The organism is Mycolicibacterium sp. TUM20985, from assembly GCF_030295745.1.
In the GTDB taxonomy this organism is placed as follows: domain Bacteria; phylum Actinomycetota; class Actinomycetes; order Mycobacteriales; family Mycobacteriaceae; genus Mycobacterium.
Map to the genome: position 1 here is coordinate 4,738,486 of NZ_AP027291.1, position 14,219 is coordinate 4,752,704.

Genomic DNA, 14,219 nt, shown 5'->3' on the forward strand with positions numbered 1-14,219 from the left:
CCAGCTGGTGGGGTCCGGCCTCCGTGCCGGACGTGATGAGCGGCCCAATCTCTAAAGATTCCAGCCGCTCAGTGGTACTGGGATGTCGTCATTCAGTTGTTCGGTAAAGCTGTGGTACTAGCCCTGCCGCTGCTTGTGGCGGGGGTCAGGGCAAATCACCATGACCCGCCGATGGCGACGGATCACCCTGCACTTGTCGCAGATGGGCTTGACGCTCGGGTTCACCTTCACGGCCGTCGATCCTGTTCTTGGTCTAGTTACTTGTAGCGGTAAACGATGCGGCCCCGGGACAGGTCGTAGGGAGACAACTCCACGACGACGCGGTCCTCGGGCAGAATGCGAATGTAGTGCTGCCGCATCTTGCCGCTGATGTGCGCGAGCACCTTGTGTCCGTTCTCCAGCTCAATACGAAACATCGCATTGGGCAGGGGCTCGACAACACGGCCCTCGACCTCGATGGCACCCTCTTTTTTACCCATGTCCTCCGTAATTCCCTATCCGGCGCCGCAATCACCGCCTCCGACTGCAAAACGTGAGCCGGATTGGTTAAATTCCAGGACAGGGCACGCAAGAGTCGGCGCGGAAGCCGCACCGTTGGTCAATAGTACCCGCTCGCCGGTCGTGCCCAAAATCGCCGAATCACCGCAGCCGTTGTTCGCTCAGAGCCTCGCCGTCAGTCCGATATCGACTGGACGACCAGCGCATAATCAAGCGTGATGACTGGACCTGCTCCCCAGCCCCGCAACCCCGCAATCCTGACCGTCGACGACGATCCGGCCGTGTCCCGGGCGGTTGCCCGCGACCTCCGCCGGCACTACGGCGAGCGGTACCGCATCGTCCGCGCCGAGAGTGGGCCCGACGCGCTCGACGCGCTCCGGGAACTCAAGCTTCGTGGCGATACCGTCGCAGTGCTCGTCGCGGACTACCGCATGCCGCAGATGAGCGGTATCGAGTTCCTCGAGAAGGCGATGGACCTGTTTCCGCTCGCCCGCCGGGTCCTGCTGACGGCCTACGCCGACACCCACGCGGCCATCGACGCGATCAACGTCGTCGACCTCGACCATTACCTGCTCAAGCCATGGGACCCGCCCGAGGAGAAGCTGTACCCCGTCATCGACGGATTGCTCGAGGAGTGGCGGGCCGTCGGCGACCGGGCGATGCCCTACACCAAGGTGATCGGCCACCGCTGGAACCAGCGGTCGTGGGAGGTGCGGCAGTTCCTGGCCCGCAACCAGTTCCCGTTCCGGTCGTACATGGCGGACGAACCCAAGGGCATGCAGCTGTTGGAAGCAGCCGGGCTCGACGGCCTGGCGCTGCCGGTCGTCGTCACCGAGAAGGGTGAGGCGCTGGTCGAACCGACCGACGGCCAGCTCGCCGAACTCCTCGGGTTGTCCACCGAGCCGTCACTGCAGATGTATGACCTCGCCGTGATCGGCGGCGGTCCGGCCGGGCTCGCGTCGGCGGTCTACGGCGCCTCCGAGGGCCTCGAGACCGTTCTCATCGAACGCACCACCACCGGCGGTCAGGCGGGTCGCAGCTCGCGCATCGAGAATTACCTCGGGTTCGAGAACGGCGTCTCCGGCGCCACGCTGACCAATTCCGCCCGCAGGCAGGCGGAACGGTTCGGCGCCGAGGTGATCACCACCCGCGACGTCGTCAAACTGCACGTCGGCGAGACCGCGCCGACCATCGAGTTCGAGGATGGCAGCACCATCGGCGCGCGATCGGTGATCCTCGCGACCGGTGTCGAATACCAGGAACTCAAGGTGGTCGGGTGCTGGAGCGATCCCGCCGATCCCGAGGGCTGCAACTACGTCGGCCGCGGTGTCTACTACGGCGCCTCGGTCTCCGATGCCGAGGAGTGTCGCGGCGAGGACGTCTACATCGTCGGCGGTGCGAACTCGGCCGGGCAGGCGGCGATGTTCATGTCCAAGACCGCCGACTCGGTGACGCTGCTGGTCCGTGGCCCCTCGCTCGAGGCGTCCATGTCGCACTACCTGATCGAGCAGATCGAGAAGAACGCCAAGATCCACGTCCGCACCTGCACCGAGGTGGTCGACACCGTCGGCGAGGACGATCACCTGTCCGGTCTGGTGCTCCTCGACCGGCAGTCGGGTGAGCGGACGACGGTGGCCTGCGGCCGGATGTGCTGCTACATCGGTGCGACGCCGCGGACCGCCTGGCTCGACGGCATCCTCGCGCTCGACGACCGCGGATTCGTGCTCGCCGGGCCGGACCTGAAGGACGTCTGCGGCTGGAATCGGGAACGGCCGCCGCACCACTTGGAAACAAGTGTGCCCGGTGTGTTCGTTGCAGGTGACGTGCGCTCGGAATCTGCGAAGAGAGTGGCCGCTGCCGTCGGTGAGGGATCGATGGCCGTCATGCTGGTGCACCGTTACCTGGCCGAGGCCTGAAAGGACCACCCCGATGGGCGAAACATGCCTGCCCGACGAGCTCCGCACACTGTTCCTCTTCGAGAAGCTGACCGACCGTCAGCTGGAGTCGCTGTGCGCGCACGGGCACCTGGCCCGCTTCGATCCGGGACCCATCTGCGTCGAGGGTGAGGCGGCGACGTGCTTCTACGTCATGATCGAGGGCGAGTTGTCGATGTCGAAGCGCTCCGGGGGCGCCGACATCGAGACCAACCGAACGTCGCAGCGCGGCGTCTACTGCGGCGCGTGGAGCGCCTACGTCGACGGTGTCCCCCAGGTGTACGAATCGTCGGTGCGCGTGACCAAGCCGTCGAAGTTCTTCGTGCTGGACGCGCAGGCGTTCGGCGACTTCGTCAAGACCGAACTCCCGATGGCCGTGCACCTTCTCGAAGGCCTCAAGGTCGGCGGCCTGCGGCAGCGCCAGATCATCGACCAGCGCGAGAAGCTGCTGGCACTAGGTCAGCTGTCCGCGGGCCTGACCCACCAGCTCAACAACCCGGCCGCTGCGGCCGCGCGTGCCGTCTCCGATCTGCGCGAGAAGATCGCCGGGATGCGGCACAAGTTGGCGATGCTGGCCGATGGCAAGTTCAGCCCGGCGGGGCTCCGCGTGCTGGTGACCATCCAGGAGGAGGTGGCCGAGCAGGTCGCCAAGTCGAAGGCGCAGGAGCTCACCGCGTTGGAGGCCTCCGATCGCGAGGACACGATCGGCGACTGGCTCGAGGAGCACGGCATCGTGGGAGCCTGGGACTACGCGCCGACCTTCGTCGAGGCCGGCCTGGACACCGACTGGCTGGAGCGCATCTCGGCCTCGGTCGACGAAGTCGATGCGACGGCCTCCCTCCAGGGGGCGATCGGGTGGCTGCGGTACACCATCGACACCGAGCTGATGATGAATCAGATCGCCGAGGCGAGCCACCGCATCTCGGCTCTGCTTGCTGGCGCCAAGCAGTACTCGCAGATGGACCGCGCGCCGTATCAGAGCGCGAACGTCCACGACCTGCTGCGCAGCACCGTCATGATGTTCGGCGAGAAGCTGGGCAAGGACAAACCGGTCAAGCTGGTCAAGGAACTGGACGTGTCGCTGCCGGAAATCCAGTGCTACCCAGGCGATCTCAACCAGGTATGGACCAACATCATCGACAACGCGATCCAGGCGATGGACGGCGAGGGCACGTTGACCATCCGCACCTGCGCGGTCGGTGAGGACGCCATCAAGGTGGAGATCTGCGACGACGGCCCGGGCATCCCCGACGACATCGCCGAGCGCATCTTCACGCCGTTCTTCACCACCAAGGCGTTCGGCGAGGGCACCGGTCTCGGCCTCGACCTCGCGTGGCGCATCGTCGCGCAGAAGCACCACGGCAACATCCGGGTCGAATCCCGGCCGGGTGACACACGTTTCATCATCGTCCTGCCAGTGGTGGCACCGAAGCCCGAGGAGGCCCCGGCGGACGGCGCCGAATAGCCCGGAATAGTTGCGCGGGTCACGAGGGTTGACCCGACCATGACGAAACCAGACCTCGGCAAGTTCGGCGTGTTCGGTCGCGGCGTGACTCCGGAGCAGGCCAGGGAGATCGAGGCCCTCGGCTACGGGGCCGTCTGGGTCGGCGGGTCACCCCCTGCCGAACTCGAATGGGTCGAGCCACTTCTGGAGGCGACGAGCACGCTGCAGGTGGCGACCGGCATCGTCAACATTTGGACTGCGCCGGCCGACGCGGTCGCCGAGTCCTTCCACCGCATCGACGGCGCCTACCCGAACCGATTCGTCCTCGGCATCGGCGTCGGCCACCCGGAGGCCCACGCCGAGTACAAGAAGCCGTACGACGCGCTCACGGAGTACCTCGACAAGCTCGACGAGTACGGCGTCCCGAAGGATCGACGCGTCGTCGCCGCTCTCGGACCGCAGGTGCTCAAGTTGTCGGCGCGACGCAGTGCCGGGGCTCACCCCTACCTGACGACGCCCGAGCACACCCGCCAGGCGCGTGACCTCATCGGGCCCGACGCATTCCTCGCACCGGAGCACAAGGCGGTCCTCACCACCGATCCCGAGCAGGCCCGCGCCGTCGGCCGCAAGGCACTCGAGATCTATCTCAACCTGGCCAACTACACGAACAACTGGAAGCGACTGGGCTTCACCGACGACGACATCGCGATGCCTGGCAGCGATGCGCTGGTCGATGCGTTCGTCGCCCATGGCACGGTGGACGCCGTCGCCGCACGACTCTCCGAACACCTCGCCGCCGGTGCCGACCATGTTCCGATTCAGGTCTTGACGGGTAGTGACAAGCTGGTGCCCGCACTCGCCGAATTGGCCGGACCGCTCGGCCTACGCTGACCACACTCTCTTGGAAGGAACTACGTGACTGACGTATCCGATCTCAAGCCCAACCTGGGGCGTTTCGGCGTCTGGACCTTCGGGGCAGTGACGCCCGAGCAGGCCGTCGAGATCGAGAAGCTGGGATATGGCGCGGTGTGGGTAGGCGGGTCGCCCGCAGCAGATCTGGCGTTCGTCGAACCCATTCTCGCGGCCACGACCACGCTGCAGGTGGCCACCGGCATCGTCAACGTGTGGACGGCTCCCGCGGCCGAGGTCGCCAAGTCGTACCACCGCATCGAGAAGGCCTACCCCGGCCGGTTCCTGCTGGGCATCGGCATCGGACACCCCGAGCACACCGACGAATACCGCAAGCCCTACGACGTCCTGGTCGAGTACCTGGACGCCCTCGACGCCGCCAGCGTGCCGACCAGCCGTCGCGTCCTCGCGGCGCTGGGCCCCAAGGTGTTGCAGCTGTCGGCGAAGCGCAGCGCGGGCGCGCATCCGTACCTCACAACCCCCGAACACACGGCTCAGGCGCACGACCTGATCGGTAACGCCGTGTTCCTGGCCCCCGAGCACAAGGTCGTCCTGGCCAGGGATGCGGCGCAGGCCCGAGAGATCGGTCGCCAGACCGTGGACTTCTACCTCGACCTCAGCAATTACGTGAACAATTGGAAGCGGTTGGGATTCACCGATCAGGACGTCGCGAAGCCGGGCAGCGACAAGCTCATCGATGCGGTGGTGGCCCACGGCACGCCGGATGACATCGCCAAACGCTTGCAGGAACACCTCGACGCGGGCGCCGACCACGTGTGCATCCAGGTGCTTGGCGGCCAGGACGCGTTGCTCCCGACCCTCGCCGAGTTGGCCGGCCCGCTGGGGCTCAAGACCGACGGTTAGATCGCCCAGCCGCTAGGGTTTGTCACCATGCGTTTGCTGGTCACTGGGGGAGCCGGCTTCATCGGCGCCAACTTCGTTCACGCCGTGGTGCACGACCATCCCGAGGTCAGGGTGACTGTGCTCGACGCCCTCACCTACGCGGGCAGCCGCGAATCGCTGGCGCCGGTCGCCGACGAGGTTCGCCTCGTCCACGGTGACGTCACCGACGCCGCACTGGTGGAGAAGTTGGTGGCCGAGTCCGACGCCGTTGCGCACTTCGCCGCTGAAACGCATGTCGACAACTCGTTGGCCGACCCGGAGGCGTTCGTGCGCACGAACGTCGTCGGTACGTTCACCGTGCTGGAAGCGGTACGCAGGCATGGGATTCGGCTGCACCACGTGTCGACCGACGAAGTCTACGGCGACCTGCCGCTCGACGAACCCGTCCGCTTCACCGAGGCCACCGCGTACAACCCGTCGAGCCCGTACTCGGCGACCAAGGCCGGTTCGGACATGCTGGTGCACGCCTGGGTGCGGTCCTACGGTGTGCACGCGACGATCTCCAACTGCTCCAACAACTATGGGCCCTACCAGCACGTGGAGAAGTTCATTCCGCGACAGATCACCAACGTGCTGACCGGTAGGCGCCCGAAGCTCTACGGCGCCGGCGCGAACGTGCGCGATTGGATTCACGTCACCGACCACAACCGTGCCGTGTGGCGGATACTCTCCGACGGCCAGCCGGGGCGTACGTATCTGATCGGCGCGAACGGGGAACGCAACAACCTGACCGTCATGCGCACCCTGTTGCGACTGATGGGTCGCGAGGAGAACGACTTCGACCACGTGACCGATCGGGCAGGGCACGACCTGCGGTACGCGATCGACCCGTCGGCGCTTCGCGACGAACTGGGCTGGACGCCGCAGCACGACGACTTCGAGTCCGGCCTCGGCGCGACCATCGAGTGGTACCGCGACAACGAATCCTGGTGGCGCCCTTTGAAGGACGCGTCCGAGACAATGTACGAGGAGAGAAACCAGTGACCTACCGCGAGCTCTCGGTTCCGGGCGCATGGGAGATCACGCCGACCGTACGCCCCGACCCGCGCGGGGTGTTCTTCGAATGGTTCACCGACGGTGAGTTCACCGCGATGACCGGGCATCGCCTCGACCTTCGACAGGCCAACGTGTCGTTGTCGTCGGCGGGTGTACTGCGCGGGCTGCACTTCGCCGAATTGCCCCCCGGCCAGGCCAAGTACGTCACATGCCTCCGCGGCGCCGTATTCGACGTGGTGGTCGACATCCGGGTGGGATCGCCGACGTTCGGGCGCTGGGACTCGGTGCTGCTCGACGACCGCGACCACCGGACGATCTACCTTTCCGAAGGACTCGCGCACGGATTCCTTGCGCTACAAGACGATTCGACGGTCGCCTACCTCTGCTCGACGGGCTACTCCCCCACCCGCGAACACACGATCTGTCCGACCGATCCGGCGATCGGCATCGACTGGCCCCTCGTCGACGGGGCCGCACCGAACCTGTCCGAGCGTGATGCCGCGGCGCCGACGCTCGAGGACGTCCTCGGCGCCGGCCTGCTCCCCACGTGGGACGAGACGCAGTCATTCGTCGAGGAGCTCGGCTCGCGCTGATCACTCCAGCCCGCGGAGGCGGCAGCGGTGAGCGCATATGCGCCATGCGGGCCTGGGTTCTCCGCGAGCCTCACCACGCATCGGCCGACGAGTTCCTGGGTCACCACGGCGCCCATGGCGCGAGTGGGCGTCGACGTCGACGCCTCCGAAGGCGGCATCGGCAGCTCCGAAGTCGGTCGCCCGTCGTGCCCTCGAGCGGGCTCATCGACTGGCCTCGGCGGTCGCGGTGGTGGGTCGGGGTGTAGTCGTGCGAGGGCGCAGCAGGAAGATCGCCGCGCTGAGCACCAGGATCCACGGAATGTCGGTGAGGAACTTGCTGTAATAGCCGTGCTCGAGCGCGCCGGGCACCATCACCAACGCGTGCACCAGGTTGACCCACATGGTGAAGTCCAGGAATGACCGGTAGTCGACCGGTCGTCGGGAGGCGAGAAGCAGGTACACCGCCCACGTCAGGTAGATGGCGGAGAGCATTAGCGCGACATGGCCGGGCATGTCGTCCCAAACGGTCCAGTGCATGCTTCCGCCGGGACGAAATGCATTGAGCTGCAAGGCGTAGGCAATGAAGATCATGCCGAAGATCCCGATGCTCGCCGCCGCCCAGACCCGCAGGATGATCTGGAGCAGCCGCGTTCGCTGGCGTTCACTCATGGGGTGTCCTCTCGGTGTGCGGCGCCGGCTCGTTGCCTGGCAGAAAGGGTCCGCACCCATACCGATACGGCCGGGACGTCGGATTCATCGGCTCGCAGGTGAGGAGCGCCGATGAATGTCGGCCGTCCCGCGTGTCAGTACCCAGGTGCCCGTGAAAGAGGACTTCATCGCCCATGCCGAGCCCTACCGGTCCGAGCTGACAGCGCACTGCTATCGCATGCTCGGCTCGGTGCACGACGCCGAGGACCTGGTGCAGGAGACGTACCTTCGGGGTTGGCAGGGCTACGAGAAGTTCGAGGAGCGCGCCGCACTGCGCACCTGGCTGTACCGCATCGCGACCCACGCATGCCTGCGCGTGCTCGAGGGTCGCAGCCGCCGGGTGATGCCCGCCGGGCTGGGCGACGCATCGGCCGATCCGGCCACCCGCTGGACACCGGGGCCAACGGACACAGCTGGATGGAGCCGCTTCCGGACCGATCGACTCCGGAGGAGATGGTGGTCGCCAGGAACTCGGTCCGGTTGGCCATCGCGACGGCACTGCAGGAGCTTCCGGCGAGTCAGCGCGCCGTGTTGATCCTGCGCGACGTCGCTCAGTTCAGCGCCGCCGAGGTCGCCGCTCTACTGTCGACGACGCCGGCCGCCGTCAACAGCGCGATGCAGCGCGCCCGCGCCCACCTGAACCTCGTCGCGCCCGCGGAGGACGCGGTCAGCCTTCCCTCCGATGAACGGCGTCGTGCGATGCTCGACCGCTATTGCGGAGCTTTCGAACGTGGCGACGTCGTTGCCCTGACGGAGCTGCTCCGTGCCGATGTCGCACTCGAGATGCCGCCGCTGACAACGTGGTTCGTCGGGCGCGACGCGGTGACGGGGTTCCTGGCGGCGCGGGCGCTTGGCGGGCCTGGCGAGGTGACGATGCTGGCGATCCGAGCCAACGGGCAAGCGGCTGCGGCGGCCTACCGTCTCGGTGCCGACGGAATGCAGCATGCGCACGCGCTCCACGTACTCACCGAAGACGCGACGGGCGAGATCGCCACCGTGTCGGTGTTCCTGGACGTTGGCCTGTTCGACGCGTTTGGCCTGCCGGTGACGCGATCGCCCGCCGACGCCTTGCGATCCACCCCGAGCATTACTAGGATGTCCTAGTAATCGTGATTCTTGCCGAAGGACGGGCGCAATGACCAGACAAATTCCGCACTTCATCGACGGCACGCGTGTCGAGGGCCAGTCCGGCCGCACCGCCGACGTGCTGAACCCCAGCACCGGCGAGGTGCAGGCCCAGGTGCCGATGGCCTCGACGGACGAGGTCGACGCCGCCGTGGCGATCGCCGTGAAGGCGCAAAGGGAATGGGCCGCCTGGAACCCCCAGCGACGGGCCCGCGTGATGATGAAGTTCGTCGAGTTGGTCAACAAGAACGCCGACGAGCTCGCCGAACTGCTGTCGATGGAACACGGTAAGACCGTGGCAGATTCGCTCGGCGACATTCAGCGTGGCGTCGAGGTCATCGAGTTCGCCATTGGCATCCCCCACCTGTTGAAGGGTGAATACACCGAAGGTGCCGGGGGCGGCATCGACGTCTACTCCTTGCGCCAACCGCTCGGCGTGGTCGCGGGCATCACCCCGTTCAACTTCCCGGCGATGATCCCGCTGTGGAAGGCCGGACCCGCGCTTGCGTGCGGCAACGCGTTCGTCCTCAAGCCCAGCGAGCGTGACCCCTCGGTCCCCGTCCGCCTCGCCGAACTGTTCCTCGAGGCAGGCCTGCCCAAGGGCGTGTTCCAGGTCGTGCACGGCGACAAGGAGGCCGTCGACGCCATTCTGAACCACCCCGACATCCAGGCCGTCGGATTCGTCGGCAGCTCCGACATCGCGCAGTACATCTACTCGACCGCGGCGGCCAACGGCAAGCGCGCCCAGTGCTTCGGCGGCGCCAAGAACCACATGATCGTCATGCCCGACGCCGATCTCGACCAGGCCGTCGACGCTTTGATCGGCGCGGGTTACGGCAGCGCCGGTGAACGCTGCATGGCGATCAGCGTGGCGGTTCCCGTCGGCGAAGAGACGGCGAATCGCTTGCGCGCCAGGCTCGTCGAGCGGGTCAACAGTCTGCGGGTCGGACACAGCCTCGACCCGAAGGCCGACTACGGCCCACTCGTCACGTCGGCCGCGCTGGCCCGCGTCAAGGACTACATCGGCCAAGGCATCGAGGCCGGTGCCGAGGCGGTCGTCGACGGCCGTGAGCGCGCCAGCGACGACCTGACCTTCGGCGATGCCAGCATCGAGGGCGGCTACTTCATCGGGCCCACCCTGTTCGATCACGTCACGACCGACATGTCGATCTACACCGACGAGATCTTCGGTCCCGTGCTGTGCATCGTCAGGGCGGAGAATTACGAGGAGGCGCTGGCGCTGCCCTCGGAGCACGAGTACGGCAACGGCGTGGCGATCTTCACCCGCGACGGGGACACCGCCAGGGACTTCGTCTCCCGCGTGCAAGTCGGCATGGTGGGCGTCAACGTTCCGATCCCAGTTCCCGTCGCCTATCACACCTTTGGTGGCTGGAAACGCTCCGGCTTCGGTGACCTCAACCAGCACGGACCTGCCTCGATCATCTTCTACACCAAGGTCAAGACGGTTACCCAGCGCTGGCCGTCCGGCATCAAGGACGGCGCCGAGTTCTCCATTCCCACGATGAACTAGCGCAGCGCCATGGACTACCTCCGACTCGACGACGACGAACGCGCGATCACCGACACGGCTGCCGAGTTCGCCACGAAGCGCATCGCGCCGTATGCCTTGGAATGGGATGCCGCGCATTACTTTCCACTCGACGTTCTCCGGGAAGCGGCCCACCTAGGCATGGCGGCCATGTACTGCGGCGAGGACGTCGGCGGCAGCGGCCTGCGACGGCTCGACGCCGTCCGCATCTTCGAACAGTTGGCGATGGCGGATCCGTCGACGGCGGCGTTCCTGTCGATCCACAACATGTGTGCATGGATGGTGGATCGCTACGGCACGCAGGAACAACGCAAGGCGTGGGTGCCGCGGCTGGCCTCGATGGATGCCGTGGCCAGCTACTGTCTCACGGAACCGTCTGCCGGATCGGATGCGGCCGCGCTGCGCACCAGGGCCAAGCGGGACGGCACTGACTACGTCCTCGACGGGGTGAAGCAATTCATCTCGGGTGCCGGCTCGTCCGACGTGTACGTCGTGATGGCTCGCACCGGAGCGGAGGGGGCGCGAGGCATCTCGGCGTTCGTCGTCGAGAATGGCACTCCCGGTCTGAGTTTCGGTGCGCAAGAGCACAAGATGGGTTGGAACGGGCAGCCGACCGCGCAGGTCATCATGGAAGGAGTGCGCGTTCCCGCCGATGCGATGCTCGGCGGGTCGGACCGCGAAGGCGGCGGCTTCGGGATCGCGATGAGCGGGCTGAACGGCGGCCGGATCAACATCGCCGCATGCTCGCTCGGTGGCGCCGCGTCCGCCTATCAGAAAGCCTCCGCCTACGTACGGGACCGGGAGGCATTCGGTGGCAGCCTGATCGACGAGCCGACCATCCGCTTCGCCATGGCGGACATGGCGACCGCCCTCGAGTCATCACGAATGATGTTGTGGCGGGCCGCATCCGCTCTCGATGACGACGACCCGCAGAAGGTCGAGCTGTGCGCGATGGCCAAGCTACACGTCACGGATGCCTGCTATGACATCGCCGACCGGGCACTACAACTCCACGGCGGGTATGGCTATCTCAGCGAGTACGGGCTGGAGAAGATCGTCCGCGATCTTCGCGTGCACCGCATCCTCGAGGGAACCAACGAGATCATGCGCGTGGTGATCGGGCGGGCAGAAGCCGCCCGGGCGCGCGCGTCGTAACTGAGAGGCAGTTGATGGCGACGATCGCTTTCCTGGGACTGGGCAACATGGGTGGCCCGATGGCCGCCAATCTGACCGCGGGCGGTTACACGGTGCACGCCTTCGACCTGGTACCCGCCCTTAAGGAAGCCGCAGAAGCGAAGGGCGCCAAGGTCTTCGACACCGGTGCCGAGGCCGCTGCGGAGGCCGACGTGGTGATCACCTCGTTGCCAAGCGGCGCCATCGTCAAGGCCTGCTACGCCGAGGTGCTGCCTGCCGCCAAGCCGGGCACGCTGTTCATCGATACCTCCACCATCTCCGTCGACGACGCGCGGGCCATCAACGCCCAGGCCGCCGAACACGGCCACCTGCAGATCGACGCACCCGTGTCCGGCGGGGTCAAGGGCGCAACTGCAGGCACGTTGGCGTTCATGGTGGGTGGCGACGACGACGCCGTCGAGCGAGCCAGACCCGTATTGGAACCCATGGCGGGCAAGATCATTCACTGCGGTGGGTCCGGCAACGGTCAGAGTGCCAAACTGTGCAACAACATGGTGCTCGCGGTGCAGCAGATCGCCGTCGGAGAGGCCTTCGTCCTCGCCGAGAAGCTCGGCCTCTCCGCCCAGTCGTTGTTCGACGTGATCACCGGTGCGACCGGTAACTGCTGGGCCGTGCACACGAACTGCCCTGTGCCAGGACCCGTTCCGACCTCGCCCGCCAACAACGACTTCAAGCCGGGCTTCGCGACTGCGCTGATGCACAAGGACCTCGGACTGGCGATGGCAGCAGTCGGTTCCACGGGGTCGAGCGCGCCACTGGGCACTCACGCCGCGGAGATCTATGCGGGGTTCGCCGAGGAGCACGCCGGCGAGGACTTCAGCGCCGTCATCGAGCTGCTACGCGGCAGCTGAGGAGTTCCCACCGGTCCACAGCCGACCCTGCAGCCGTCGGCAGTCCGCGAGCCGCAGGCCGTCATAGTCCGCGCGGGCGCCCGCCACCTCGGGATCGACGAGCACACCGGCGAGGCCGACGGTGACCGCTGTTCGCAGTCCCTGCGGCGACCCGGTGAACAGCAGCGAATCGCGGGCTGCCACACCGAGTTCCGTCAGCGCCAACCGGTGGGCATCGCCGGTGGACCAGGGCGTGCCGACGTCGTCGGCGGTGACGATCGTCTGTACCAGACCGTCGCCGACCAGTTGGCGGACGAGGGGTTCGACCCACTGGCGGCGGTTGGCGCTCACCACGGCGACCGCCACGCCCGCGGTGAATCCCTCGGTGATCAATTCGACGAGCCCGGCGCGTGGATCCAGATCGGCGTCCAGCATCACCTCGTCGACCATCATCGACTTGGTCAGGCAGACCTCGTCGACGAGGATCTTGAGCAGGAGGTCGCACTCGGTGCAGATCCCCCTCGCGCGCAGTTCGGCGTCGACACGCTGCCGCTCGTCGGGCAGGGCCAGCAGCTTGCGGTACCGCGCCACGGACCACTTCAGGTTCAATCCGTGTGCGGCGAAGGCCGCGTTGAACGCCAGGCGATGGCCACCGCATTCCACGTCGGCGAGGGCGTCGAGATCGAAGATCACCGCGCGCAGCGGATGGGGGCCGACCTCACTGGGGCGCGACGAGTCCCACCAGAACCGACCTGCTCGCCACGCTCTGTCCGGTATCGACGTCATGGGCTCAATGGTGTCCCGCGTCACACCCGGTGCGCCTCCCCCATCCGGGGGATTGAACTGGCCAACTTGGCTGCCAGCCGACGTGCCGGTCCTATGCTCGGGCCATGCCCGCCGCCCATCGCCCGGTCCGGCTCGTGCTGGTGGACGACCACGAGATGGTCATCGAAGGTCTCAAGGCGATGCTGACGACGTTCGGCGACCGTGTCGAGGTCGTCGGCCAGGCAGTCGGCGCCGAACGGGCCATGAAGGTGGTCGCCGATCTCGACCCCGACATCGTGCTGTGCGACGTGCGCATGCAGGGCTCCAGCGGGCTGGATCTGTGCGCGGCCCTGCGCGACCGAGACCCCCACCGGAAAGTGGTCATGCTGTCGGTCTACGACGACGAGCAGTATCTGTTCCAGGCACTGCGGGTCGGTGCCGCGGGCTACCTGCTGAAGAGCATCGGCAGCGACGAACTGGTCCGCCAGCTGGAGTTCGCCCACACCGGTGAGACCGCGATCGACCCCGGCATGGCGGCACGCGCCGTCGACACGGCCGCCCGGCTGCAGCGCGACGAGTTCTGGCCCGGCGCGCGGCAGGGGTTGACCCAGCGCGAGAGCGAGATCCTGTCCTACGTCGTCAGCGGGCTGTCCAACCGAGGTATCGCGGCGAAGCTGGTGATCGGCGACGAGACGGTGAAGACGCATCTGCGGTCGATCTATCGCAAGCTCGGCGTCGGGGACCGCACCGGTGCCGTGGCCACGGCGCTGCGGGAGGGGATCTATCAGTGAG

14 protein-coding genes and 1 pseudogene are annotated in these 14,219 nt (G+C 66.7%); 11 read left to right on the top strand and 4 right to left on the bottom strand.

What is annotated here, in order from left to right; genetic code table 11:
- Window positions 1–117: 117 nt before the first annotated feature.
- Window positions 118–231, bottom strand: coding sequence for a 50S ribosomal protein L36 (gene rpmJ, locus QUE68_RS23205; RefSeq protein WP_284228621.1), 114 nt, complete (start codon window positions 229–231; stop codon window positions 118–120).
- A gap of 26 nt (window positions 232–257) precedes the next feature.
- Window positions 258–479 (bottom strand): translation initiation factor IF-1, encoded by a 222-nt coding sequence (infA, locus tag QUE68_RS23210; protein ID WP_284228622.1) that lies wholly within the window; start codon window positions 477–479, stop codon window positions 258–260.
- Window positions 480–716: 237 nt separating this feature from the next.
- Here infA and QUE68_RS23215 point away from each other — a divergent pair, with 237 nt between their 5' ends.
- Genes QUE68_RS23215 through rfbC form a run of 6 tightly spaced genes read left to right on the top strand, consistent with a single transcriptional unit; the run spans window position 717 to window position 7,277 of the window.
- Window positions 717–2,414 carry a response regulator gene (locus tag QUE68_RS23215; RefSeq protein WP_284228623.1) on the top strand — a complete coding sequence of 566 codons (1,698 nt, stop codon included), beginning with the start codon at window positions 717–719 and terminating at the stop codon, window positions 2,412–2,414.
- A gap of 13 nt (window positions 2,415–2,427) precedes the next feature.
- Window positions 2,428–3,897 carry an ATP-binding protein gene (locus QUE68_RS23220; protein ID WP_284228624.1) on the top strand — a complete coding sequence of 490 codons (1,470 nt, stop codon included), beginning with the start codon at window positions 2,428–2,430 and terminating at the stop codon, window positions 3,895–3,897.
- A gap of 39 nt (window positions 3,898–3,936) precedes the next feature.
- Window positions 3,937–4,767 (top strand): LLM class F420-dependent oxidoreductase, encoded by an 831-nt coding sequence (locus QUE68_RS23225; RefSeq protein WP_284228625.1) that lies wholly within the window; start codon window positions 3,937–3,939, stop codon window positions 4,765–4,767.
- Window positions 4,768–4,791: 24 nt separating this feature from the next.
- The gene (locus QUE68_RS23230) at window positions 4,792–5,649 is read left to right on the top strand and encodes an LLM class F420-dependent oxidoreductase (RefSeq protein ID WP_284228626.1); all 858 of its coding nucleotides are present in this window, start codon (window positions 4,792–4,794) and stop codon (window positions 5,647–5,649) included.
- A 27-nt stretch (window positions 5,650–5,676) separates the two neighbouring features.
- The gene (gene rfbB, locus QUE68_RS23235; protein ID WP_284228627.1) at window positions 5,677–6,672 is read left to right on the top strand and encodes a dTDP-glucose 4,6-dehydratase; all 996 of its coding nucleotides are present in this window, start codon (window positions 5,677–5,679) and stop codon (window positions 6,670–6,672) included.
- Window positions 6,669–7,277: a dTDP-4-dehydrorhamnose 3,5-epimerase gene (gene rfbC / locus QUE68_RS23240; RefSeq protein ID WP_284228628.1), complete on the top strand. Its 609-nt coding sequence runs from the start codon at window positions 6,669–6,671 to the stop codon at window positions 7,275–7,277. The genes rfbB and rfbC overlap by 4 nt, the downstream gene beginning before the upstream one ends.
- A gap of 201 nt (window positions 7,278–7,478) precedes the next feature.
- On the opposite strand, the gene QUE68_RS23245 is transcribed toward rfbC, so the two are convergent.
- Complete coding sequence (locus QUE68_RS23245) at window positions 7,479–7,925, bottom strand: DUF6632 domain-containing protein (protein ID WP_284228629.1); 447 nt, start codon at window positions 7,923–7,925, stop codon at window positions 7,479–7,481.
- Between the two features lie 145 nt (window positions 7,926–8,070).
- On the opposite strand from QUE68_RS23245, the pseudogene QUE68_RS23250 reads away from it, so the two are divergent.
- The 4 genes and pseudogenes from QUE68_RS23250 (at window position 8,071) to mmsB (ending at window position 12,683) form a co-directional block, all read left to right on the top strand.
- A pseudogene (locus QUE68_RS23250) lies at window positions 8,071–9,068 on the top strand (RNA polymerase subunit sigma-70).
- 31 nt (window positions 9,069–9,099) lie between these two features.
- Window positions 9,100–10,620 (top strand): CoA-acylating methylmalonate-semialdehyde dehydrogenase, encoded by a 1,521-nt coding sequence (locus QUE68_RS23255; protein WP_284228630.1) that lies wholly within the window; start codon window positions 9,100–9,102, stop codon window positions 10,618–10,620.
- Between the two features lie 9 nt (window positions 10,621–10,629).
- Window positions 10,630–11,793 (top strand): acyl-CoA dehydrogenase family protein, encoded by a 1,164-nt coding sequence (locus QUE68_RS23260; protein WP_284228631.1) that lies wholly within the window; start codon window positions 10,630–10,632, stop codon window positions 11,791–11,793.
- Window positions 11,794–11,807: 14 nt separating this feature from the next.
- Window positions 11,808–12,683: a 3-hydroxyisobutyrate dehydrogenase gene (gene mmsB / locus QUE68_RS23265; RefSeq protein WP_284228632.1), complete on the top strand. Its 876-nt coding sequence runs from the start codon at window positions 11,808–11,810 to the stop codon at window positions 12,681–12,683.
- Here mmsB and QUE68_RS23270 read toward each other — a convergent pair.
- Window positions 12,669–13,448 carry an HAD hydrolase-like protein gene (locus QUE68_RS23270; protein ID WP_284228633.1) on the bottom strand — a complete coding sequence of 260 codons (780 nt, stop codon included), beginning with the start codon at window positions 13,446–13,448 and terminating at the stop codon, window positions 12,669–12,671. The genes mmsB and QUE68_RS23270 overlap by 15 nt on opposite strands.
- Before the next feature lie 104 nt (window positions 13,449–13,552).
- On the opposite strand from QUE68_RS23270, the gene QUE68_RS23275 reads away from it, so the two are divergent.
- Complete coding sequence (locus QUE68_RS23275) at window positions 13,553–14,218, top strand: response regulator (RefSeq protein ID WP_284228634.1); 666 nt, start codon at window positions 13,553–13,555, stop codon at window positions 14,216–14,218.
- Window position 14,219: the final 1 nt, after the last annotated feature.